Origin of the sequence: Hymenobacter sp. CRA2, from assembly GCF_002007105.1 — a bacterium.
Classification (GTDB): domain Bacteria; phylum Bacteroidota; class Bacteroidia; order Cytophagales; family Hymenobacteraceae; genus Solirubrum.
Window position 1 is genome coordinate 82194 of record NZ_MVBC01000019.1, and the last position, 22122, is coordinate 104315.

Consider the following 22122-nt stretch of genomic DNA (forward strand, 5'->3'; position numbering starts at 1 on the left):
GGCTAGGGGTGGTTGGCCAATTATTGAATGACTTCTAGAACTAGCTTCTAGCTCTAACCTTTCAACCACCCCCAGCCCCTCCTCAGCTGAGGAGGGGAGCTAGCTGTAGCGCTGTAGCCAAAAACAGCCGCTAGCTGGACCTTTTGAAGTCCAGCTAGCGGCTGTATTAGTAGTATTATCAAATTAAGCCCGTTGCTTCCGGCTGTTCCACAGCGCCTTCAGTGCCCCAGTGCTCCACAGGGCCCAGGCCACTAGCACCGGCTGGAAGAACAGCCGCGCCAGGCGCTTCTGGTCCGTGTCCAGGCCGAAGGCGCTCAGGTGGTGGGTGTACTGGTGCACGTTGCCGGGAAACACCGCCACGTAGAAGGCGCCCAGCGCCAGCCCGAGTATCGCCCGCTCACGTTTCCAGAACAGCAGCGACAGGCCTATCCCAATTTCGACCACGCCCGAGAGCAGGACGGTAGTGTCTTTGTCGAGCGGTACAAAGTCGGGTACCTGGGCCTGAAACGCGCGCCGCTGAAACGTGAGGTGGCCGGTGCCGGCCACCACCATAAAGGTGCCCAGGATGCTGCGGGCGGCATCCTGCAAAGTCGTGGTCTTGGTGTGGTGTTGCATGAGGGTGGGGCAGGGAAGTAGGCCCTGCTGCCTTGCTTACGACCAGCCGGACCGTAGGGTGGCGCCAGCTCAGATGGGCACCAAGGTCGTCGGTACGCTGCAGAGACGCATACACCTGCGTCTAGTCGTCGAACGATGGGCGCCCACACGGCGCTAACGAGGAAACGTGTATTCGCGTCTCTACACTACCGCAGCAAGCTTACCTCAAGGCGCGGGCTTCTCCTCCTGGTCTTCGAAGAGCATGCGCACGGCGGGCGTGTAGGTGTCGTCGTACTGCTGGCTGCGCACGGCCCAGACGAAGGCGAGCAGGAAGAGCACAGCCACGCAGAGCGAGATGGTGATGAGGCCGAAGATAATTTCCATGGCAAGGTTAAAGTTGGCGCCGGTGGGCGGCGTAGCGCACCAGCAGGGTGGCAAATACCATCACGCTCAGCGAGCTGATGGGCATTAGAATGGCCGACACGATGGGCGTGAACTTGCCCTGCACCGCGAGGCCCAGGCCGAGGCCGTTGTAGACGAAGGAGAGGACGAAGGTGGCCAGCACCACCTGCAGGCAGTCCTGGGTAAACTTCAGGAAGGTGCTCAGCCGCCCGAAGCTGGCGGCATCGAGAATGGCGTCGCAGGCGGGGGAGAAGTTGGAGAGCGTGTCGGTGAGGGCAATGCCGGCATCGGCCTGCTGCAGGGCGCCGGCGTCGTTGAGCCCGTCGCCCATCATGATGACGGTCTGGCCCTGGCGCTTCAGTTCGGCGATGTAGTCGAGCTTTTGCTGCGGCGTCTGGCGGAAGCGCAGTTCGGCCTGGGGCCCGAATAGCTCCCGCAGGCGCTCCTGCTCGGTGTCGTTGTCGCCCGAGAGCACGGCCAGCCGGTAGCGCCGGCCCAGGTCGGCCAGCACCGCGCGCAGCTCCTGGCGGTACACGTTGCGGAACACGAAGCAGCCGTTCAGGTCGCCCGCCCGGCTCACGTACACCCGGGACTGCATGTTGTCGGCGGTTTTTGAGGCTTGTTTGCCTGCCGGCCCGGCCCCTACGAAAGCCGCCGAACCAACCTTAATCAGCAGCCCGTCGACCATGCCGCGCAGGCCCTGGCCGGGTACTTCCACGAAGTCGCGCACGGCCAGCAGGCCGGCGGGCAACTCCTGGGTCAGGCGCAAGCTGAGCGGGTGCGTGCTCTGGGCCACCACGGCGGCCACGGCCTGCTGGTCACGCACGGTGAGCGTCGGGCCCACGTACTCCACGGCCGACTGCTTCACGTCGGTGAGCGTGCCCGTTTTGTCAAACACGATGGTGGTGGCGCGGCCCAGCGTTTCGGCGACGGCGGCGTTTTTCAGGAAAAACTTGTGGCGGCCGAACACGGTGAGGGCGCTGCCCAGGGCGAAGGGCGTAGCCAGCGACAGGGCGCAGGGGCAGGCAATGACCAGCACCGAGGTAAACGCGCGCCACATCATCTGCTGGTCGCGCGGCAGCCAGTAGGCAATGGCGCCGGCGGCAATCAGCAGGGTGGCGGCCACGAAGTAGCGGCCCACCTTGTTGGCGTAGGTTTCCAGGGTCTGCTTTTCGGCTTTCTGGAAGGCGGGATTGTTCCAGAGCTGCGTGAGGTAGCCCTGCGACACCTCGCGCACCACCTCCAGCTCCACGGCCTCGCCCACCTGCCGGCCGCCGGCGTACACCACCTCGCCCGCCACCTTGGCCACCGGCACCGACTCGCCCGACACAAACGAGTAGTCGATTTGGCCGGTGCCGCGCATCAGCATGGCGTCGGCCGGAATCACTTCCTGGTTGCGCACCCGGATGCGCTGTCCCACCCGCAGCTCCTTCACCGACACCGATTTTTCGCCCTCGGGCGTGAGCAGGGTCACGGCCACAGGGAAGTAGGAGGTGAAGTCCCGGTCGAAGCGCAGCGCGTCGTAGGTACGCTGCTGCACCCACTTGCCGATGAGCATGAAGAACACCAGCCCCGTGAACGAGTCGAAGTAGCCCGCGCCGCTGTGGGTGAGCACCTCGTAGGTACTCACGGCAAACAGCGAGGTCAGGCCCAGGCTGATGGGAAAATCCAGGTTGATGTAGCGCTGGCGCAGCCCGGCCCAGGCCGAGCGGTAGAAATCCTGGGCGGCGTAGAGCAGCACCGGCAGGGCCAACATCAGGCTCAAGTAGCCAAAAAAGTGCCCGAACTCGTGCGCCAGCTGATCGGTGAAGCTCAGGTAGTCGGGGAAGGCCAGCAGCATCACGTTGCCGAAGCAGAAGCCGGCCAGCCCGAGCTGGTAGTAGATGCGGCGGCTGCCGTGGTGGGGCTGGGCGCCCAGCTCGGCCAGGGTTATCTGCGGCTCGTAGCCCAGCGCGGCCAGCAGCTTCACCACGTCCTTAAGCGAGGTTTCGGCGGGCAGGTAGCTGATGCTGATTTCCTTGCGCAGGAAGTTTACCCGTGACTCGGCCACGCCCGGGTTCAGTTTGTAGAGGTTTTCGAGCAGGTAAATGCACGAGGCGCAGTGCATCTGCGGCAGGTGCAGCGTGAGGCGGGCCAGCTTCTCGGAGCGGAAGCTCAGCAGCTGGGCCTGCACCGATTCCTCAGTCAGGTAGTCGAAGCGGCCGGGCAGCTCCACTGCCTGCACTTTCTGGCCGGGGTGCTCGTCCGATAGGGAGTAGTAACGGCACAGGTTGTTGGCGTCTAGCAGCTCGTACACGGCCTTGCAGCCCTGGCAGCAGAAAGCCTTGTCCAGCAGCATAATCGGTTGCTCGGGGCAGTCGTCGCCGCAGTGGGTGCAGGCCGTGGTGGTATGCGTATGTTCGGCAGTGGTATTCACGCGAAGAAGCCACGCAGAGGTCAGCTCGGATGGCTCAGCAAATTTCCCCTGCCCCCGGCCGGCAAAAGCTGACGAACGTCAGGTGACCCGGCTGATCCTCGTCAGCGCCGCCGGCCCAACGCCGCCGGACTTTTGGCTGGCCGATCAGCGTGCTGCCGCGCCGGTAGCGGGCTGCAGCAGCCCAGGATTGTGCGCGGGGCCGGCGCGCCCCGACAATCGTCCGGCCAAACGCGGGCTAAAGCCCGCGCTGCCTTCGCCTTTTCCGTCTTGCGTTATGCGCCCTTCGTCCATTACTCTCTCGCTGCTGCTGGTGCTGGCCCTGTTTCTGTGGGCGGGCATGATCTGCGGCATTTCTTTCCTGGAAGCCCCGCTGAAGTTCACCGCGCCCAACATCACCGTGGTGCTGGGCGTGGGCATCGGCCGCATTGTGTTTCACGCGCTCAATAAGGTGGAGCTGGTGCTGAGCGTGGCGGCCCTGCTCTGCGCGGGTGTGCTGGGCGTGCCCTCGCGCATCTGGACCACGCTGCTGGTGGCCGTCGTCATCCTCACGGCCCAGACGCTGTGGCTGCTGCCCGCCCTCGACGCGCGCGCCCTAGCTTTGCAGGCCGGCACGCCCAACCCGCCCAACTCCCAGCACATGACCTACGTGGTGCTCGAAGCCAGCAAGCTGCTTTGCCTGCTGACCACCGGTGTGCTGGCTTTCCGCTGGACGGTGCGCATGGCCCGCCGCCACGAGTCGCACCGCTACGGCCGGCGGCACCAAAGCGCCTAGGCCGCTGTTCTTCCTGCTCTTCCTTTGCTTTAGCATGTCCGCCATTTCCTCTTCTCTGCCCGATATCAGCACCGAAACCGACATTCGGACGCTGGTCGACCGTTTCTACGACAAAGTCAACCAGGACGAGCTGCTGGGCCCAGTATTCAACGAAATAGCGGCCGTGCATTGGGAAGCGCACCTGCCCATCATGTACGATTTCTGGAGCAGCATCCTGCTGGGCACGGCACGCTACAAGGGGCGCCCGTTCCCCAAGCACCTGGCCCTGCCCATCGAGAAAGCGCACTTTCAGCGTTGGCTGCAGCTGTTTTACCAGACGGTGGTCGAAAACTTTGCCGGGGCCAAAGCCGAGGAAGTCAAGGTCAAGGCCCTGAACATTGCTACCATGTTCGAGTACCGCATGCGGCCAAAGTCCCCGCTGTCGATTCTCTAACGCCAAACGGCGCTGCCTCGGTCGGGGCAGCGCCGTTTGGCATTTTACCAGAGCAGCTTACAGCGCTACTATCACCGTGGCGCCAGCCGCGCCGTTCAGGTAACTGGGGATGACCACGGCTCGTTCGCCGAGGCCCTTGGTGAGCTGGCGGTGCAGCCAGGGGTATATCCAGTAGGCCAGCTCGGTGGAGGCAATGCCCACGCCGGCGCCGGCCAGCACATCGGAAAGCCAGTGTTTGTCCTTGGCAATGCGTAGCCCGCCCGTGGCCGTGGCCACCGTGTAGCCGCCCACGCTGTACCAGATGCTGCGGCCGCCGTACTCCCGGTGCATAAACGTGGCGGCCGAGAAAGCCGCGCTGGTGTGCTGGCTGGGGAAGGAGTCGAAGCCCGTGCTGGTGGGCCGCTGCACGTGGGTCAGGTGCTTGAGGTTGCTGGTGATGGTACTGTTGATGGTGTAGCTGAGCCCGAACAGCAGTGCCTGATTCAGGGTGCTGTGCTGACCTTTCACGCCCAGCAGGCTCAGACTCAGGGCGGCATAGGCCGGCACGTGGCGCAGCTGGTCGTCTAGGTTGGTGCGGATGTGCACGTACTTGTGCACCTCGGCGCGCAGCACCTCGTCGGTTTCCATCGCGTCTACCTTTTCGGTGCCGAGCACGGCCAGGCTCAGCAGTGCCACGGGCACGGCTGCCTGCCGCACTACCGGCTGAGCCAGCAGGTGCGCGAACGAGCGCGGCCACCGAAGCTGCATTGGATTAGCAGACGTAACGGGAATAAGCGAGCCGCGTAGGCTGTCGGCGGCCGAGCTAGGAGCGGCGGGCGGAGCTTGCGCCAGCGCGGAGCAGAGCGGGAGCAGCCACAGCAGCCAGAGGCCGGCCACGAAAAGCCAGGGGCGGGGAGACGTCGGAGAATACAAGGCTGGTTGGCAAAGAAGTGGTAGCGCCGGGGCCGAGCCTCCGGCGCTAAAAAATCCAACCAACAAGCTATTATCTGAATCTGTGGTAAATCTGGAGTCGGTGGCTGGTCGGCTAAAACTGCACCCGCAGGATGTGCAGCTGCTGAGCTGCGCGGTACGCATAGTGCAGCTGGTAGCCGTAGTGCGCGCAGATTTGCTGGGCGATGGACAGGCCCAGCCCCGGCGAGTCCGAAGCGGCGTTGTGCTTGCGAAAGCGGCCGAGCAGCTGCATTGGGTCGCCGCTCAGTGCCGGGCCGGTGTTGGCTATTTCCAGCGCTTCGGCCGTCAGGCTCACCCGCAGGCTGCCGCCGTGGCGGTTGTGCTTAATGGCGTTCTGCAGCAGATTGCTCACCAGGGAGTCGGCCAGGGCCGGGTGCATGGCCACCGTCAGCGGCGCGGCTACCACCAGCTCGGGCTGGAGCTGCTTGGCCTCGGCAAAGTCCTGGAGCTGCTCCAGCTTGTCGGCCAGCAGCTCGTCGAGGCGCACCGGGCGGGCGTCGGTAAACTGCCGGTTCTCGATTTTGCTGAGCAGCGTCAGGGCCTGGTGCAGGCGCGAAAGGCGCAGCGTGCCGCGGTACAGCTCCTGCACCGGCCGGGCCGCCGCGGCCGGCAGTTCGGGCAGCTGCATGAGCTGCTCCAGCTGCGCCTGCATGATGGCCAGCGGCGTCTGGGTTTCGTGGGCAGCGTTTTCGGTGAATTCCTGCAAGGCGCGGTAGTCGGCCGCCACGCGCTCGGTTAGCTGGGTCACGGCCTGGTTCAGCTCGCTGAACTCGTCGATGCGCGTGGGGGGCAGGGCCAGGGTTTGGGGCTGCTGCAGCTGGTAGCGGCGCAGCGCGGCCAGCGTGTGCTGAAACGGCGCCCACAGCCAGCGCGACAACCACCGGTTCAGCAGCACCAGGCTCACGAACAGCAGCGCCATCACCGGCAGCATCACCGTGAGCACCACCTGTAGCACGTCGGCCGTTTCGATCAGCGACTTGCGCACCGTGAGCCAGTACGGTCGCCCCTGCACCTGCACCCGAAAGGTTACTTGCCGAAAAGGCACCTGCGTGCCCTCGGCCGGGTCCAGCAACAGCGTGTCGCCGTAGCCCTCGGCTCGCGGCGCGGGGCTGATGCTGAACTCGTTGGGCGTGAGGATAGGCGGCAGGGCCTGCGTGCGTTGCACGCGCTCGGCCAGGAAGGTGCGGTGCAGGCCCAGCTGCTCGTCTACCTCATGGGCCAGGGCACGCTGCAGGCCGTAGTACAGGGCCGCCGTGCCGAGCACGAAAAGCGCCGTTACCAAGGCCAGGTGGTAGCGGTTGGTGGTAGTGAGCAGCTTCACGCCGGTTCCAGCTTGTAGCCCAGGCCATAAATGGTCCGGATGTAGTTGTCGGCCCCAAGCTCCTGCAGCTTCTTGCGCAGGTTCTTCAGGTGGGTGTAAATGAAGTCGAACGAGTCGGCCATGTCGGCCGCGTCGCCCCAGATGTGCTCGGCAATGGCCTCCTTGGTGAGCACGCGGCTGGGGTTGGCCAAAAAAAACAGCAGCAAATCGTATTCCTTGCGCGTGAGCGTGACGGGCTGCTCCTTCACCAGCACCAGGGCCTGGTCGGGAAACACCGTCAGGTCGCGGAAGGAGAGGTGGGGCTGCCCCTGAAACTGCCGCCGGCGCATCACGGCCCGCAGGCGGGCGTTCAGCTCGGCCAGGTGAAAGGGCTTCTGCAGGTAGTCATCGGCGCCCAGTTCCAGGGCCTGTACCTTATCGTCGAGGGCACCGCGCGCCGAAATGATGAGTACGCCCGCCACCGATTTATCGGCCTTGAGCGTGCGCACCAGGTCCAGCCCGGCGCCGTCGGGCAGCGTAAGGTCCACCAGCACGCAGTCGTATTGGTAGAGCTTAATTTTCTCGTGGGCCAGCCGGTACGTCTCGGCCGATTCACACACGTAGCCGCCGTGGCGCAGGTAATCGAGCAGGGAAGCGCGCAAAGCGGCCTCGTCTTCGACAATCAGAACTTTCAAGGGACGGAACTACAAGCGGTAAGCGGAAAAGGAAGGCGGCCCCGGTGCGGCTCAGGGGCCAGCGCCTTGCCGAAGCCGGCCAGACGTAAGGCCACATACGCAACGCCGCGCGGCCTGGGTGCCCGCTGCGTCAGCGGCTAGGCGCAACGCCCTGCACTTCGGGCGCGGCCGGTAAACGCAGGCAGAGCAAGACCTTACTTCAGGGGCTGCTGATCCAGGAACAGGTAGCGCGCCCGGTGCTGCTCGGGCTCGGCGCGAGTCGTCACGTCCAGGTGCAGCACTTGCGGTGTGGCGCCCGTAGCGGCCGGCCAGGCGGGCAGGCCTTTGCCGTTAGGGTTGCCGGTTTTGATGAAGTTGGCGAAGTAGCCCTGCGTCGTGGTCGATACCCGGTAATCGTCGGGCGTCCAGGCATATACCTTGTTGGTAGCGAGGTTGCCCAGCGCGTACTCGATTTCGGCCGAGTGCACCGCGCCGCGGGCCGGCGGCGCTACGGGCGCTTTGGCATCACCCTTCACCACGCCGCCCGCCAGGCCCGGCTGCGCATTGCCCATGGCCGGCACCATGGCCGGGCGCGGCCGGGCGTAGAGGTAGCGGTACACGGGCTGGCCGCCGGTGCGGGCGTGGGCGTCGGCCCACTTCCAGGTAGTGTAGGCAATGAACAGGTCGCCGGCCAGATCGGTGGCCGCCTGCTCCGCCTCGGCCGGCGTGGCGGCCGGGTACAGGCGCAGGACTTCCTCGGCGCGGCTCCCGAAGCGCTGCTGCACCGCCTGCCGGAAGTTGTCGGGGGTGGGCGGTTGCGCCCCAAGCAGGAAGTTGGGGCTCATTTCCTGCGAGTTCCAGCCCACCAGCAGCGGCACCCGCGCCTGCTGCCCGGCGGCGAAGATGGCAGCTGGCGCCTGCGGAAAAAAGTATCCATCGACGGTAGGAGCGAAGCGCGGGCTGCCAGGCTTGCCAGTAGCTTCCAGCAACTGCTGGGCCGGCAGGGCCCGCAGTTGCGCCAGCGACGTAGCGCCCACGCTCTGGGCGAAGGCTACGCCGGCTTGCTCAGCTTCGGCCAGTGGCACCGGGCCGAAGCCGGAGTTCAGAAACGAGCCGCTTTCCCCGATAGCGCGGGCAAACAGGCCCCGGGCCAGCGGCGAGGCCATCTGCGCACTCACCGACATGGAGCCCGCCGATTCGCCTGCTATGGTGACCTGCTGCGGGTCGCCACCGAAGGCCGCAATGTTCTGCTGCACCCAGCGCAGGGCCGCCTGCTGGTCGAGCAGGCCGTAGTTGCCCGAGGCGTGCCGGGCCGATTCCGCCGTCAGTTCGGGGTGAGCCAGGAAGCCCAACACGCCGAGCCGGTAATTCACCGTCACAACCACGATGCCGCGGCGGGCCATGCTTTCCCCATCGTAGCGCGGTTCGGAGCCGTCGCCGGCCACGAAACCGCCCCCGTAAAAGTACACCAGCACCGGCCGGCGCTCCTTGGCCGCGGCCGCAGTGGTCCACACGTTCAGGTACAGGCAATCCTCGCTTACGCCCGCCGAGCGAAAATTCATGTCGCCGAATAGCGGCAGCTGCATAGCCCGCGGCCCAAATTCCTTGGCCGCCCGCACACCCGTCCAGGCCGCGGCCGGCTGCGGCGGCTGCCAGCGCCGGGCATCCACCGGTGGCGCAGCAAACGGAATACCCCGGAAAGCGCGCACGCCGCTACTAAGCACCACGCCTTCCAGCTGCCCATTAGCGGTTTGCACCCGCGGCGCTCCAGAAGCCGGTTTAGGAGTTTGAGCCATGGCGGCGACAAGAACAGCGTGGGTAAGTAGCGCGAGCAACAGAAGGCGTTTCATAGGCCGGCAGCGAAAAAATAACGATGTGTGAAGGTAATGCTCCCCCGGAGCAGTCTTACAGTGGCAAGTGATGATACGGTAACGTGAGCTTATTGCCCAATGTGCAGCATGAGGCGCCATTAGCTCTGGCCTGAGAAAATCCACCTAAGGCTGAAAAGCAAGCTGAAACCCGGCACTTTGTTCAGTATGGTGGCCCGGTTACAGAGTTGATTTCGCAGAAGATAATTGCCACCTAAATTCAGCTCTGCTAAGGTTAAAAAGGGCCTGTAGCCGGTATTAAATGCCTTTTTGTAAGCTCTGCTCAACCCCTCGTGAACTGGCTATTACCCAGGGGTTATTTGCCAAACGTATTAGCAAGAAGTAACTTAGCTGAAACTTTTAGCTATTCTGTATGGCAAACGCTAAAAAAACAGCGTCAGCCAAGCGCGGTAACGCCCAGCCCGTTGCTCGCTTAGCGGCAGGCGCCACAGACGGGCCGTTGGCCGCTGTCGCCGAGCTCGACGACGCTCATGTGGTGCCCAGCGACGAAGACGCTTCGGCGCTCTGTCCCGAGTGCGGGGAGCTGCTGGCCTGGCACGAGCACCCGTGCGTGGCGCCCCCAGTGACCATGGCCGTAGCCGCATCCGATGTTGCTGCCGTGGCCCAAGGACCGGTTTATTACAAGCCTTCTGCCACCACGTACGCCTACGACGTGGGTCAAATAGTGCAGGCGGCTATCAACACCCGGGCGCATACCATCATTTGGCGCGGGCAAGTCAAGGAGCGTCACCCGGCTACCGGCCTGGTGCACCGGGTAAACGTGTATTGGCTGAACGACGGCTACTGGGACTGCTACCGCGAAGAGGAACTGCAGGTCGCCTAAAAAAGGCTGACCTAAGGCTGACAAGCTGCGGTTTAGAACCAAGGCCGCCTTGCGCAGCGCCTGTGCAGCGCGCGGAGTGCGGCTGAGGTAAAAATGACCCCGCGCCAACGCTGCCCACATCATCGGCGTACATGCGCAGCCCGGCCGTCGGCGGCACACAGGCCTGGCTGCTGGGCCGCTGGGCGCTAATAAAACCCGCTGCGCCGACTTCGAAAATTCATGACCACAACGCCGCAGCCTCAGTTCAAAACGCCCGCCGGTACCATCCTGGCCTACCGCGACGGCGCCGTGGTGCGGGCCCGCGGCATTCGCTACGCCCGCGCGGACCGGTTTCAGCCGCCCGTAGCCGAGCCGCCTTCCGCCGCGCCCATTCTCGCCACGCAACCGGGCCCGGTCTGCCCCCAGGTCACCGATTCGGTGTTGGCCCAAGCGCTTGGGCCGGTGCTGGCCGGCATCACCTACAGCGAAGACTGCCTGCGGCTCTCGCTCACCCTGCCTGCCGATATCCGAGCCGATGAACAGCTGCCCGTCATCGTGTGGGTGCACGGCGGCTCCTACGTCTCCGGTGCCGGCGACCTGGCCTTCTACGACCCCGCCTCGCTGGTTGCGGAGCAGCGGGTAATTGTGGTGGCTGTTACGTACCGGCTGGGCTTGTTCGGCTTTCTGGGCAGTCAAGGCGGCACCCCGCCCAACCTGGGCCTGCTCGATTTGCTGGAAGCCCTTCGCTGGGTGCAGCGCAACATCGCGGCGTTTGGCGGCGACGCGGCTTGCGTCACGCTGCTGGGGCATTCCTCGGGCGGCGACGCCATTGCGCACCTCTTGGTGGCCGAGGGGGCCCAGGGCCTGTTTCGGCGGGTTATCATGCACAGCCCACCCCTGGGGTTGGCGCGCAACCGCGCCGCCTTGACGCGGGCCATGACTGCCGCAGTCGGCAGTATCCCCACGTCTGCGTCGCCCGCCGATGTACTGCTACGTGAGCCCAAAGCCTGGGCAGCGGCCCGGCGGTTTGGTCTGCGCAGCGGCATGCCCTTCGGTACCCAGTACGGAGCCTTCCCGCTACCGGCGGAGGCAGACATTGATCAGGCCTGGCGCGCCGTGGCTCCCGGCATTGACGTGCTTATCGGTGCCACGGCGGAAGAGCTACGGTTTTTTGCCGTGATTGAGCCCAAATTCAACTGGCTGCTGCGCGTGCCGGTGTTCGGCTCGGCGCTAATAAAGCGGCTAGTCAGCTTCGGCTCCCACCGCATCTACCTGGACCCCGTCGATGCTTTTGCGCGCCGCCACGCCCAGGCCGGCGGACGGGCTTACCACTTTCTTTTCGCGTACCAGCCCCCCGGCAGCGTGCTAGGCGCGGCCCACACCATCGATTTGCCGTTTTTGCTCGGCTCACCTGCCACCTGGGCCAATGTTCCACTGGTCGGCGACGCCCCTTGGGCAGAAATAAACGCCGCTGGCAAGCAGGTCCGGCAGATCTGGGCCGACTTCGTCCGGACTGGGAGGTTGCCCTCCCAAGTGAGCGTTGCCGGCGTTGTGCAGGTGAAGCAGATAACGCAGGAGCAAGGGAAAGTAGCCTAAGCAGGTTACTTCAAAGAGAAAGCGCCCATAGGCGAGCTTGGTTAGGTTCGGTGAACAAACGTAGCGAGATATGGGAGCGAGGCCCGGAGTACTTGTCCAGCAGCGGCTGAAGTAGCTGCTGATTGGCGGGCAGGTCCGACACGATCATGGCGAATCGGTCGAGGCCCAGGTCGCAGTGCATATGATTGAGCATTTGCTCGGCCCAGCACAGGTCGCCGTGGGTCAGCTCGCCCAGGGCCCGGTCGTTGGCAATCCAGCTGGTAACGTAGTGGCGCTGGGCGAGCTGGGCCGCCTGCGCCGATAAGCGCCGTAATTCCTCACCGCTGCAGTGATTCAGCCAGTCCACTTCCACAGCCGCGCGGTACGAGTTGGTGAGCAGCCGAATGCTTAGGTATTGGTCGGCGTATAGCACTTTCGTGCTCGGGGTGAAAAGCATAAGATAGATGTGCCGTAGGTAGTCGGAAAGAGGGCTATTGCTTCGGGCGCAACTCCAGAAGCTCTAGGTAGTGGCAATAAGTAGCACGAATACGGGACTCAATGCCTCTGCGCCGGCCTAATTCCCCAGATACCCGGCTTTCAGGCAGCTCCGGCTTGCACGCCATAATTTTATCGACTTACAACAAAGACACACCAAAAGCACAAAACCCCGATTCTGAGTCAGAATCGGGGTTTTGCTTGGTAGGAGTGGTCACGTAGGGAGTCGAACTATTAGTTTGAATACGATGAAAGAAGATGCGTAAAATTTGCTTGAATAGCTTTAAAAGGCCTTTTTGTCAATAGCTGCTATTGCCTTATGTAGCCATTTATCGGGAGTAACCGAATTATTTGTACCCCTAGTTGTACCCCGATTGTTGGAAAGCTATACCTTTGGTGAGTCGCCAAACGACCTCATCATGGCCAAAATTTCCTTTCATCTGAAAGACACGAAAGCGGACCGCCCAACCGCCGTTTTTATTCTGTTGACCGCCGATGGCAAGCGCACCAAGATCTACTCGGGGTACAGCATCCACCCAGGCCAGTGGAATTCGGAAGATCAGCAAGCCAAGACTCGAGGCTACCCCGCTGCCAACGGTGAATTGAACCGAGGTCTGAAGCGAATGGGAGAGAAGTTGCAAACCTTTTACGCCGAGCAGCGCGCCGATGGCGTCATCCCAAGTGCCGAAGCGCTGAAGGCTGTAGTTGAACCGGAAGAGGAAGTTGTTGCTAAAGCTGCTGGCCCTACATTCTCCGAATTATTCGAGCAATGGATTGCGGCCTCGGCTTTAACCAAGTCGCCCAACACTATCCGCACGTACCGGACCACACTGCGACATTTACAGGCGTTTGAAAAAGCCACTCGCTACAAACTCAGCTTTGCCGCGCTCAACGCGGATTTTGCCGACAAATTCACTGCTTACCTGATCGAGACAGCAGGCCTCAACGATTCCGTTGTTCGGAAGAACGGGGCTATTCTGAAAAATTTCCTTGGTTTTGCTACCGACCGCGGGCTAAACACGAACCTATCTTTCAAGAAGTTTTCGTGGAAGCACCGCGAACCGGATGTCATAGCTCTGACCCGCGACGAAGTACGCGCCATTGAGGGTTTGGAGCTGCCCAAGGGACACTACTTGGACAATGCCCGGGGGCTGTTTCTACTGAGCTGCTACACCGGGCTTCGCTTCTCCGACGTGGCTGCCTTGCGTCGGGAGCACGACAAGGGTGACAGGCTCAAAGTGACGACGCAGAAAACCCGAGACACCCTAATCATTCCGGTCACGCCTAAGTCACGAGTACTGCTGAACCGTCTGTGGGCTGGTGAACTGCACCCTATCACCAACCAAAAGTTGAATGAGTTTGTGAAGGAAGTGACCCAACGAGCCGGGGTTGATGCTGCGACGGAGCACATGAGTTACCGCGGCGGGCAACGTCATGCTCAATCCTTGCCTAAATACGAACTGATCAGTTCTCACACCGGGCGGCGCACCTTTGTTACCTTGGCTTTGGAGAGCGGTTTGCCTTGGGAAGTTATCATGAAGGCCACTGGGCACAAGGACATGAAGTCGTTTCGGCGATACATTCAGGTGACGGAGGAGCGGCAGATAAAGGCCTTTGCTAATTTTCTCTGCGATTAATTCCTATAGGCGCAGGTGGTGCGCATTTTTCATGATTGTTTCCTACGCCGCCCTCAAGGCTTTTCTCAAGCATCTGAAAGGGCTGTATAAGCAGCCATCCAAAGCGAAGTACAGCTTCCAGTTGCAGGGCTTGTTGGATGAATCCGTGCAAATGTCTGTGGTGAGCCACTATAGAGCACTGCGCACCGAGGTACGCCAGAATATGGCTAGTCTACCTTCAGCAGACCGCAGCACTTACATAGCGGAAGCGTTGGCCGAGTTGGAACAGTCAAAGCTAAGTCCACTGATTCAGCGAGCAACCCAGCTTCGGACGGAGTTAACGGCGTCGTTACCTGTGCGTTTGCAGCCGAAGCGTGTGCAGGAAGAAGCCGAGATGCAATTGCTGACACTCGGCATGTTCCTGAACGAGCACATGCGAGCAGATGCAAAAAGGGTATGTGATGAAGCTGGCTCACTGGTGTTGCTCACCAGCAAAGCGGACCGCTATTTGAATAAAGTCTCGCGCATGCTTCGCCAAGTTGCGGAGAGTGGCAGAGAGGAAGTACTCGTTCCGAGGGAGCTATTAGGTGAGAATGCAAAGGCTCGCCAGCTGGAGCAAATACATCAGAACGTGTTCGTGCCAAACTTCAATGCTGCGATGTGTGAACAGGTGGAACAGAGCTTACAACTAGTGAAGAAAGCTCAGGGTACCCGTGGCTTCGCTGGTGTGGTCCGGGCTTTAGTCGATGCATTGGTAGAAGAGCAATGCACTTTCCCCTATGTCACCAAGCCGCAGGTCGTTGAATACTTCGCCGTCAAGTACGACCGTCCAACATTGAAAGAATATCCAGACAAACTGCAGGAAAGTCGGCACAGTGCGCTACTTCGTACGGCACGGGCTGCCATCAAGGACATAAGGAAGTAGGAGGTAAACGAGGGGTAAGGTTTAGCCAGTCTGCGTTGAATAACGGGTAAATCCGACGTTAACGGGTAACGGATCGGGTAAAACTGGCAAGGGCTTGGCGAGACGACTACGTTCGTGTTCGGATTTCAACAACACCCTTGCTACCCATGCAACAACTCATTATAAGCGGGGCCACCTACCCGCAATTTCTCGACGATGTGCGCGCCATTGTGCGCCACGAACTCGCCCAACGCGAGCCGCAGGCTGATTCGCCCCAGGCAGATGCAGAGTCTTCCGATGATCTGCTCACCGTGAAAGAAGTCGCCAAGCTGACCAAATCGTGTGAGCAAACGGTGCATTACCGCGCCACCAAAGGCTATTTCAAGCGCTACAAGCTTGGCGGCCGTACCGTCTTCAAGCGCAGCGAAGTACTAGCTGCCCTGCAAGCGCCAGGGCGTGCAGATGGGCGCCGCTCCAAGGCTCGCCGCACCAAGAAGTAAGGTTCTCACACATTGTACTGATCGGCATGCCTTACAAAGAACCTCGCCCGCAACTGAACTTGAAGGTTACTAATGAGGAGTACAGCGTTTTAGAATTCGAAGCTTTCCGCGCTGGCACCTCTGTTCACACCTACGTGCGCCATCTGGTACTCAGTAGAAAGAAGCAGCCGTTGGGAATCGAAGCCGCCCTCGTTCGGGTGTACTATAAAGCCCGAGAGGAAAAGATTATAGAGCAAATGGAAGAGTATCGCGAAGCTGCTTTTTCGGTGAACGCTATGAAGCAGCGTATCCGAGAACTAGAGCAGACGGTGCGCGAGTTGGCAGAGGCTAAATCGTTTCCCGAGATGGTAGATGAAGCCCTTGCCAGGCATGTTGCTTTGCTGCAACAGCCCAAAGCCAAGCCATTTCCGATAGATCGTTATGAAGATACCCCAGAAATAGAAGGATAAACACTCAAATCTGCCTCATCAACACATCAGATATCGAATTTCAGCAGCTTTTTTACATTCAAAATTGATTTTGAATTCATTTTGGATGGGGATAGCCCCGGGGGTAGTCCCGGGGATACTCCATACGCCCGCTGAGTTCTATAGAGAATTTTGACCAAATGTGTCCTTCAATCTTTGTAGGGATGGAAGGCAGTATTACATGTAAGGTTGGATGGTTTTGCAGTTCTGGGTTAACCAGGATCAAAGCCGGGAGGAATGGCAGCGAGTGAACTAGCTGATGATGTATCTCGCACTGGGATACCCAGAGCTGCGTGCTTCACGCCGTTAATTCTAGCACTACTACCGTCAGGCGAAGCGGACTAGTTCCGTTTTTTCTAAGAACTCCGCCGTCCCCTCGAAGTCGAAGTAGCGTTCCTTCAGGATGGCAACCTGGAAATGCGGCGGCAGAGCTGCTCCCCACTTAGCAAACTCCAGCAACCCGGGATTACTAGCAACCGCGTCTTGGAGGTGGAAGTCTACGTCCAAGGCGAAAAGGCGCAGTTGCTCAAATAAATCCTTCAGCAGCGCGGGCGCCACGGATAGGGTCAGGCTGCTTTTGCGCTCATCGGCGACGAACTCAATGTCAAGGCATTGAAGTAGAAAGGTAAGACTGCGGTTGATTTTGGTGCCGTTGAATGTGAAGAGAGTTAGTTTATCTTCCTGCACCAGTACTGGCCGCGCGTGCCCCGCTTCCGGTGGAAGCCCGCAGCCGGCAAATTCCTGTCGCAAGACGCGCAGAACTTCCCGCCCGGCTTCGTCCAGCTCAGCCGGCACCGTCTTAGTGCTCAGCAGTTGCAGCATCTGCTCCCGGATGCGCGGATGCACTACTCCGCCACCACCAAAGAACATGGGCTTTTTGCCGTCGTGGGCCGGCACCACCTCCACGCGCTTAGCTGGTACGTCTACGTATTTGATTTTCCAGATGCGCGCTGCCAGTAGCAAGTTCTCGTCGGCCTGCACCTGCGGCGAGAAAGGAATTTCGCCAACTGTCTGGCCAGCGTGTACCACCTTCAACGCCAGCTCGGTTTTAAACACGCTGTAGAAATCTCGTGAGTTGACTACGAACTCCCCATCAACCCCGATAATTAATTCTCCACCTAAGGCTTCTAACCACCCAATGCGGAGTAGTTCTTCCACCACGGCTTCGGCATCGGCTGCAGGTATTTCCGTGAAGGCGGCATTTTGACGCAACTGCATCAGCAAAGCAGCACGGCTACAGCCCGACCGTTCCTTGACGATGGACAGCGCTTGGTGCAGCAGCAGGTCGTAGGGCAGGCGGGCCGTGCGCAGTGGTTCCACAAAGCCTTCCTGGTACAGCTGCCAGCACGCCAGCGACTGGAGCAGGCTCCACGGCTCGGTGGCGTAGAGTAGCAGTTGGCTTTGCTCATCATTGCGGCGCCCGCTGCGCCCCACCCGCTGAATCAGCGAGGCGATGGAGTGCGCCGCATCCACCTGCACCACTTTTTCGACCGAGCCGATGTCGATGCCCAGCTCCAGGGTGGAAGTGCAGGCGATGCAGAAAGGCTGGCGTTGGTTGTTTTTGGCGAAGTGCTCGACGTATTCGCGTACTTCTTTATGCACCGATGAGTGGTGCGAGAAGTAGTGCGGGTGGCCTCCCACCCGGTCGGCTATCTGGCGCAGCTTTACGGCAATGACTTCGGCCAGGCCGCGGCTGTTAGGGAAAATGAGCGCCTTGCTGGTGCTGGTTTGCTTATACAGGTCTTTGAGCAGTGGCAAGGGCACGTCGCCCCCAGTGTCATCGGCCGGGAAGTACCGGAACTGGGCTACTATGTCCTTACCTGTGCGGTCGAGCAGCACCTTTGTGCGGCTTTCGTCGCCGGTAAAACGCTTGGCTTCCGAGTAATCACCGATAGTCGCCGACAGTCCGACGACGGCAAACTGGTTGGTGGTATTCACCGCCCGCAGGCGGGCCAGTAAGGATTGTAGGTGAATGCCTCGGTCAGTGCCTAGAAAGGAATGAATTTCATCGATGACTACGTAGCGCAGGCTGGCAAAGAGCGTCTTCACCTGGTATGGAGCGTTGACGAACATAGCTTCCAGCGACTCCGGCGTAATCAACACGATGCCGGCGGGCTGCTGCAAGAGCTTCTGCTTGGCTGTGCGGCTGGCCTCACCGTGCCATTTGGTCACCGGCACGTCGAGGTAGCGGCAAAGCTGCTCCACGCGCTGAAACTGGTCGTTGATCAGCGCGATGAGCGGGGAGATGTAGAGCACCGGCACGCCGGCCACCCGAAAATCCACCTTCGATAGAATCGGTAGAAAAGCTGCCTCTGTTTTGCCGGAAGCGGTGCGCGAGGCCAGCAGGTAGTTATCGTTGGTGGCCAGGATATGCTGAATAGCTGCCGCTTGGATAGGGCGCAACGATTCCCACCGCTGGTCGCGGATGTAGCGGCGGACGGGCTCCGCCAGCAACTCATAAGACATGGAAATCAGAGCACTTCGATGCTGTCGAGCAGGGCATCGACGGCGGTTTCGTCGGGGCGTTCATCGCGGATCTGAATGTCGCCGAACAGCTTCTGCTTGTCCAACTCGGGGTTTTGCCGCAGCAAGCTCAGGATGTTCAGGAAGTCGCGGATGACTTCGCGGGGCGTGAGGAATTCGCTGGCGCCTGGCTTGTTAAACATCTCCTCCATGAAAGCCTGAATATCGGCGTCGGAAATGGCGAGCTGGGTTTTGTAGTTAAAATCGAAGATTTCCTTCAGCTTCTGCAGCAGCACGAACACCTCGTTGTGGGTGAGGGGACGCAAGCGGATAACCGGCTGGGCAAAGTCGCGCACGGCCGCGGTTTCGAACTTGTTGGTTTCCAGCCGGGACTTTAGCGCCTGGTAGCTGAACAAGCCCCGCCGCTCGTTTTCCAGCACCTCGCGGGTGCCGGCGAAGTTGAGGAAGAAGTGGTTGATTTTGCCCTGAAAGCAGTCGTTGTAAATGGTCAGGATCTTCTCGTAGTTCTTCTCCCGCATTACCGCCGTCGAAATCTTGTAGAGGTTGATGGCCTCGTCCAGATTGATCATAAAGCCGCTGTAGCCCATGCTCACGAACAACCGGCAGAAGTTCTTGAGCATGTCGTAGTAATTCAGGTCGTTGACGATTTCGCGCACGCCTAAATCCTGCCGCGCCTCGGTCTTGGTGCGGTACTCGCCCTTCAGCCACTTTAGGGCATTGCGGCGCAGCAGGTCGTTGTCGGTGATGTAGCCCTCGTAGTATTTCAGCACCACGGTGCCGAAATCGAAGCCTCCTACATCGGTCAGCTCCTGAATGGTTTGCATGATGGCCGCCTGCATGCGTGGTAAGTGCTGCGGCTCTCGGGCCTCGGTCAGCGGAATCTGGTGCTGCTGCGCTGTCTGGCTAACTACCTGCTCGATCCACTTCTCGAGCAGCGTGGCTAGTGCCCCACCCTCGGGTTTGGTCTGAATGGCTATGTTGTCCATGATTGCCGAGTAGAGCGCCACAGCCTTGCCGTCGTTGGCGTACAGCCGGTTATCAGGCGTAAAGTCGGCGTTGGCTACTACGAACTTCTGCTTCAGCGCCACGGTGTTGAGCAGGTGCAGCATGAACGACTTGCCGGAGCCGAAGTCGCCAATCCAGAACTTGACCATACTGTGGCCGTTTTTCACGTCGTCGAGCGTGTGCAAAAACGCTTCGATTTCGGGCGAGCGGCCTACGGTGATGTGCTGTACGCCCAGCTTGGGCACGACGCCGCCCAGCAGCGAGTTGATGATGGCCGTGGCCTCTTTGGGTTTGAGGTTGTCTAGCATGGAGTAGTAAGCTGCTGAAAGTAGGGTTCGTAAATCGTGTAGTCATCGCCGCTTTCCTCGATGAGTACGTCATCGAGTAGCTCGTAGCAGCCGTCATTAATGCTGTCGATGAGCTGATTGCGCAAGGCACCACGGTCACGGGCAAATGCTTCTACTTGGGCCTGCGGCAGCGTTAGGGCCGCGTCGGCAAACAAGAGCAGCAAATCCTGTTGGGTAGCCGTCAGCGCGACGGTGCTGTTGAAGCGGCCGGTTGTGGCCGGGGCCGCCACGGTCAGTTGTATTTCGGATGAGTCGGCACTTGGGAGACCAACAGGTACTGGGTCGGCCGGCGGAGGCGTAAGCGCCTCCGGCTCGTCGCGCAGGTATTCGTTGAGCCGCTCAACGGTGCCGGAGTGTTGCTGCCGTACGGTCTGCACGGCACCCATGTCCAACTGAATTTTCCGGCGCTGGCGGGCATATACCTGCGGTACCTGCTCCAGAGCGCGGGCGAGGTCCTTTTCCTGCGTGAATTGCTGTACGATGGCCTCGAACCGCTCCAGGTGCTCAGGTTGAGCGAACAGGCTCTTCTGAATGGTTTTGGCCAGCTGCTTATTGTTGATAGTGGCCGATTGGAAATCGTGGTGCAGGTAGTGCAGGTATAACCGAAGTGACTCTTCGGGGTCGTGCCGGGCCAGTGTCCGTGAGGCCTCGAAAAAGATATTCTCAACGGCCGGATTGTGGGCATTCAGCTCGCCCAGCCGGTATACGCCCGCCGCGAAACCCGCTGTGTCGTGCGGAAGCTGTGCTGCCAGCTGGTCGAAAGCCGTTTTCCAGCGGGTGGTATTCTGGGCGTTCAGGTCCAGTTCGGTAGCGGCATCGGGGCCAGGAATTCGGGGTGCCAACTCAGGAAGTAGGGCTTGTACCCGATTGCCGAAACGTTGTTGGTAGGCTTGATCGAGCGACGTGAGCTGGGCGGAAAATTGGCTGCTGATCTTGCGCTTGTGGCCAAATTGCTCACGCACCGCGTTTTCACATTGCTTGAAAATGGTCAGGTACACATCGGCGCCGGCCTGCTCACCGGCCGACGTGTACGACCCGCCGCTATACCAGGAGTATGCCTGCCGATAGGCTTGCTGCGCCTGCGCGTCCAGAGCCTTCACTTCCTGGGCCAGCGTCGAGCCCTCGGCTTTGAACTGACGTTCCAGCTCCTTGAGCACGGCTACATAGAGCAGCACCGTGGCCTGCCGGGCGCCCTCGATGGCGAGAAATACGTTGTCGGGGCACCAGAATTTGTTGAGCCAGCTGATTTGCTGCGCCGTCAGTCCGAGCTGTTGGCCGTAAATCTTGCCCAGCTTGGGAGGCGCGTAATCGTAGACCGGGTACGCCGGCGGGACAGCAGGCGTAGCTGCCGGGGTGGGACTTACGGGCGCTGCCGATACTTGAATTATAACCGACGCCTGGCCGGTTACATCGATGATAGATGCATCGGCAGGGACTGATGTACTAACGGGCATAGGCGTAGCAGGGCGCGGGGGCGAGGAAGGAGTAGCCGCCCGCGAGGCTGCCGGCCGGGGTGCCGCCGGCTTAGCGGCGGAGGGCGTAGCCAGAGCCGGAGTTCGTGAAGTAGGTTTAGACGCAGGCACCGGTTTGGAGCCGACAAACCAGGTAGCCAAAAAAGCCACTGGTGGCAGAAGCAAGGCGAAAATACCCCAGCCCCAGGCCGAGCGGCCACGTTTTTGGGCGCGGGCTGCGCACAGCCAAATCACGCCGATATAGAGTAGCCAATACATCATAGGCACTACATGAATTATCGAAAAATGAGTCTTATGGAAGTTGGGCTAAAGTAATTACTTTGTTGCCAGCAGCAACTAATCAGCTAATTCATACTCGAATTATTATCACGTTCCGCACCGTTTATGCCGACCTATCCCGATTACCAGGCATTTTTTCACCCGGAGCGCGGTGCTGCTTCGTTGCGCATGCTGCGGGCCCGTAACGCCGCGCTGATTTTGTGTTTTTTGCAGCAAAGCTTCAAAGCCGAAACCTATAACCCCGTCATCAGCCACGCGGTGTTGCTGGCGCAGTTGACGGATTTTCTGCAGGACTGGGACATTGCGAGCGAGGAAGGCGACGTAGCGGCACTCGGGGCCGCGCCCGAAGAAAAAGCAGCGAAGCTCCTGCGCGATTGGGTGCAGCATGGCTACCTGACGCTCTATACCGACGACCAGGGAGAAGACCAGCACTGCCTGACGCCCGCCTTGGAAAGCGTACTTGACTGGGTGACCTCGCAACTCACCAAGCGCTCCTTCGTGGGCACCGAATCTAGGTTCCTAGACATCCTCCAAAAGCTGCGGGAATTGGAAGTGTTAACAGTCACGCAGCCAGAGCACGGTAGCGGCGAGGTGGATGAATGCCAGGAAATGCGCATCCAGCTTTTCATAGCGTGTGGCCACGCGCCGGAACTGCTTGAGGCGGCTGAAGAGCCGCTCGACCGGGTGGCGTTGGGCATAGCGTTGCGCGTCGAAGGCGCGGGGGTGGCGGCGCTTGCGCCGGGGT

General features: G+C 60.7%; 20 protein-coding genes and 1 pseudogene. 9 read left to right on the forward strand and 12 right to left on the reverse strand.

What is annotated here, in order from left to right; translation table 11 throughout:
* Positions 1-183: 183 nt before the first annotated feature.
* The 3 genes from B0919_RS22285 to B0919_RS22295 all read right to left on the reverse strand — a co-directional run bounded on the left by B0919_RS22285 (position 184) and on the right by B0919_RS22295 (position 3412).
* Positions 184-615, reverse strand: coding sequence for a hypothetical protein (locus tag B0919_RS22285; RefSeq protein WP_078014516.1), 432 nt, complete (start codon positions 613-615; stop codon positions 184-186).
* A 204-nt stretch (positions 616-819) separates the two neighbouring features.
* The gene (ccoS, locus tag B0919_RS22290) at positions 820-978 is read right to left on the reverse strand and encodes a cbb3-type cytochrome oxidase assembly protein CcoS (protein WP_078014517.1); all 159 of its coding nucleotides are present in this window, start codon (positions 976-978) and stop codon (positions 820-822) included.
* Between the two features lie 7 nt (positions 979-985).
* Complete coding sequence (locus B0919_RS22295) at positions 986-3412, reverse strand: heavy metal translocating P-type ATPase (RefSeq protein ID WP_254846646.1); 2427 nt, start codon at positions 3410-3412, stop codon at positions 986-988.
* Between the two features lie 274 nt (positions 3413-3686).
* On the opposite strand from B0919_RS22295, the gene B0919_RS22300 reads away from it, so the two are divergent.
* Together B0919_RS22300 and B0919_RS22305 are read left to right on the forward strand one after the other, a co-directional pair.
* The gene (locus tag B0919_RS22300) at positions 3687-4184 is read left to right on the forward strand and encodes a hypothetical protein (protein ID WP_078014518.1); all 498 of its coding nucleotides are present in this window, start codon (positions 3687-3689) and stop codon (positions 4182-4184) included.
* 34 nt (positions 4185-4218) lie between these two features.
* Positions 4219-4617 (forward strand): group III truncated hemoglobin, encoded by a 399-nt coding sequence (locus tag B0919_RS22305; protein ID WP_078014519.1) that lies wholly within the window; start codon positions 4219-4221, stop codon positions 4615-4617.
* Between the two features lie 57 nt (positions 4618-4674).
* On the opposite strand, the gene B0919_RS22310 is transcribed toward B0919_RS22305, so the two are convergent.
* From B0919_RS22310 to B0919_RS22325, 4 genes are all read right to left on the reverse strand, one after another.
* Positions 4675-5529, reverse strand: a complete 855-nt coding sequence (locus tag B0919_RS22310) for a phosphatase PAP2 family protein (protein ID WP_217701063.1) — start codon at positions 5527-5529, stop codon at positions 4675-4677.
* Positions 5530-5641: 112 nt separating this feature from the next.
* Complete coding sequence (locus B0919_RS22315; RefSeq protein ID WP_078014521.1) at positions 5642-6889, reverse strand: sensor histidine kinase; 1248 nt, start codon at positions 6887-6889, stop codon at positions 5642-5644.
* Positions 6886-7563: a response regulator transcription factor gene (locus B0919_RS22320; RefSeq protein ID WP_078014522.1), complete on the reverse strand. Its 678-nt coding sequence runs from the start codon at positions 7561-7563 to the stop codon at positions 6886-6888. Before B0919_RS22320 ends, B0919_RS22315 begins: the two co-directional genes overlap by 4 nt.
* A 194-nt stretch (positions 7564-7757) precedes the next feature.
* Positions 7758-9392: a carboxylesterase/lipase family protein gene (locus B0919_RS22325; RefSeq protein WP_078014523.1), complete on the reverse strand. Its 1635-nt coding sequence runs from the start codon at positions 9390-9392 to the stop codon at positions 7758-7760.
* 478 nt (positions 9393-9870) lie between these two features.
* Here B0919_RS22325 and B0919_RS22330 point away from each other — a divergent pair, with 478 nt between their 5' ends.
* Positions 9871-10254 carry a hypothetical protein gene (locus B0919_RS22330; RefSeq protein WP_078014524.1) on the forward strand — a complete coding sequence of 128 codons (384 nt, stop codon included), beginning with the start codon at positions 9871-9873 and terminating at the stop codon, positions 10252-10254.
* Between the two features lie 219 nt (positions 10255-10473).
* Positions 10474-11829: a carboxylesterase family protein gene (locus B0919_RS22335; RefSeq protein ID WP_078014525.1), complete on the forward strand. Its 1356-nt coding sequence runs from the start codon at positions 10474-10476 to the stop codon at positions 11827-11829.
* A gap of 10 nt (positions 11830-11839) precedes the next feature.
* On the opposite strand, the gene B0919_RS22340 is transcribed toward B0919_RS22335, so the two are convergent.
* Positions 11840-12265, reverse strand: coding sequence for a hypothetical protein (locus B0919_RS22340; protein ID WP_078014526.1), 426 nt, complete (start codon positions 12263-12265; stop codon positions 11840-11842).
* 457 nt (positions 12266-12722) lie between these two features.
* Between B0919_RS22340 and B0919_RS22345 the strand changes: the two genes are divergently transcribed.
* From B0919_RS22345 to B0919_RS22360, 4 genes are all read left to right on the forward strand, one after another.
* The gene (locus B0919_RS22345; protein WP_139362324.1) at positions 12723-13940 is read left to right on the forward strand and encodes a site-specific integrase; all 1218 of its coding nucleotides are present in this window, start codon (positions 12723-12725) and stop codon (positions 13938-13940) included.
* A gap of 31 nt (positions 13941-13971) precedes the next feature.
* Positions 13972-14844 carry a hypothetical protein gene (locus tag B0919_RS22350; RefSeq protein WP_078014528.1) on the forward strand — a complete coding sequence of 291 codons (873 nt, stop codon included), beginning with the start codon at positions 13972-13974 and terminating at the stop codon, positions 14842-14844.
* 146 nt (positions 14845-14990) lie between these two features.
* Positions 14991-15323, forward strand: coding sequence for a helix-turn-helix transcriptional regulator (locus tag B0919_RS22355; RefSeq protein ID WP_078014529.1), 333 nt, complete (start codon positions 14991-14993; stop codon positions 15321-15323).
* Between the two features lie 26 nt (positions 15324-15349).
* On the forward strand, positions 15350-15772 hold the full coding sequence (locus tag B0919_RS22360; protein ID WP_078014530.1) for a hypothetical protein: 423 nt from the start codon (positions 15350-15352) through the stop codon (positions 15770-15772).
* Between the two features lie 345 nt (positions 15773-16117).
* Here B0919_RS22360 and B0919_RS22365 read toward each other — a convergent pair whose 3' ends face one another.
* Genes B0919_RS22365 through B0919_RS22375 form a run of 3 tightly spaced genes read right to left on the reverse strand, consistent with a single transcriptional unit; the run spans position 16118 to position 21080 of the window.
* A complete protein-coding gene (locus B0919_RS22365; protein WP_078014531.1) occupies positions 16118-18256 on the reverse strand; it encodes a DEAD/DEAH box helicase in 2139 nt (712 codons plus the stop codon).
* A gap of 5 nt (positions 18257-18261) precedes the next feature.
* Positions 18262-19587, reverse strand: coding sequence for an ATP-binding protein (locus B0919_RS22370; RefSeq protein WP_078014532.1), 1326 nt, complete (start codon positions 19585-19587; stop codon positions 18262-18264).
* Positions 19581-21080 (reverse strand): tellurite resistance TerB C-terminal domain-containing protein, encoded by a 1500-nt coding sequence (locus B0919_RS22375; protein ID WP_078014533.1) that lies wholly within the window; start codon positions 21078-21080, stop codon positions 19581-19583. Before B0919_RS22375 ends, B0919_RS22370 begins: the two co-directional genes overlap by 7 nt.
* Before the next feature lie 465 nt (positions 21081-21545).
* Here B0919_RS22375 and B0919_RS25775 point away from each other — a divergent pair.
* Positions 21546-21893: pseudogene (locus B0919_RS25775) on the forward strand (DUF3375 family protein); the annotation flags it as partial.
* A gap of 39 nt (positions 21894-21932) precedes the next feature.
* Here the strand turns inward: B0919_RS25775 and B0919_RS25780 are convergent.
* The coding region (locus tag B0919_RS25780) for a transposase (protein ID WP_139362026.1) at positions 21933-22122 on the reverse strand (190 nt) is incomplete at its 5' end.

What these genes read in the sequence shown, in the direction of transcription:
- B0919_RS22285 (WP_078014516.1), bottom strand. Translation starts at nt 615, where the DNA reads ATGCAACACCACACCAAGACCACGACTTTGCAGGATGCCGCCCGCAGC.
- ccoS (WP_078014517.1), bottom strand. Translation starts at nt 978, where the DNA reads ATGGAAATTATCTTCGGCCTCATCACCATCTCGCTCTGCGTGGCTGTG.
- B0919_RS22300 (WP_078014518.1), top strand. Translation starts at nt 3,687, where the DNA reads ATGCGCCCTTCGTCCATTACTCTCTCGCTGCTGCTGGTGCTGGCCCTG.
- B0919_RS22305 (WP_078014519.1), top strand. Translation starts at nt 4,219, where the DNA reads ATGTCCGCCATTTCCTCTTCTCTGCCCGATATCAGCACCGAAACCGAC.
- B0919_RS22325 (WP_078014523.1), bottom strand. Translation starts at nt 9,392, where the DNA reads ATGAAACGCCTTCTGTTGCTCGCGCTACTTACCCACGCTGTTCTTGTC.
- B0919_RS22335 (WP_078014525.1), top strand. Translation starts at nt 10,474, where the DNA reads ATGACCACAACGCCGCAGCCTCAGTTCAAAACGCCCGCCGGTACCATC.
- B0919_RS22340 (WP_078014526.1), bottom strand. Translation starts at nt 12,265, where the DNA reads ATGCTTTTCACCCCGAGCACGAAAGTGCTATACGCCGACCAATACCTA.
- B0919_RS22345 (WP_139362324.1), top strand. Translation starts at nt 12,723, where the DNA reads ATGGCCAAAATTTCCTTTCATCTGAAAGACACGAAAGCGGACCGCCCA.
- B0919_RS22350 (WP_078014528.1), top strand. Translation starts at nt 13,972, where the DNA reads ATGATTGTTTCCTACGCCGCCCTCAAGGCTTTTCTCAAGCATCTGAAA.
- B0919_RS22355 (WP_078014529.1), top strand. Translation starts at nt 14,991, where the DNA reads ATGCAACAACTCATTATAAGCGGGGCCACCTACCCGCAATTTCTCGAC.
- B0919_RS22360 (WP_078014530.1), top strand. Translation starts at nt 15,350, where the DNA reads ATGCCTTACAAAGAACCTCGCCCGCAACTGAACTTGAAGGTTACTAAT.
- B0919_RS22365 (WP_078014531.1), bottom strand. Translation starts at nt 18,256, where the DNA reads ATGTCTTATGAGTTGCTGGCGGAGCCCGTCCGCCGCTACATCCGCGAC.
- B0919_RS22370 (WP_078014532.1), bottom strand. Translation starts at nt 19,587, where the DNA reads ATGCTAGACAACCTCAAACCCAAAGAGGCCACGGCCATCATCAACTCG.
- B0919_RS22375 (WP_078014533.1), bottom strand. Translation starts at nt 21,080, where the DNA reads ATGCCCGTTAGTACATCAGTCCCTGCCGATGCATCTATCATCGATGTA.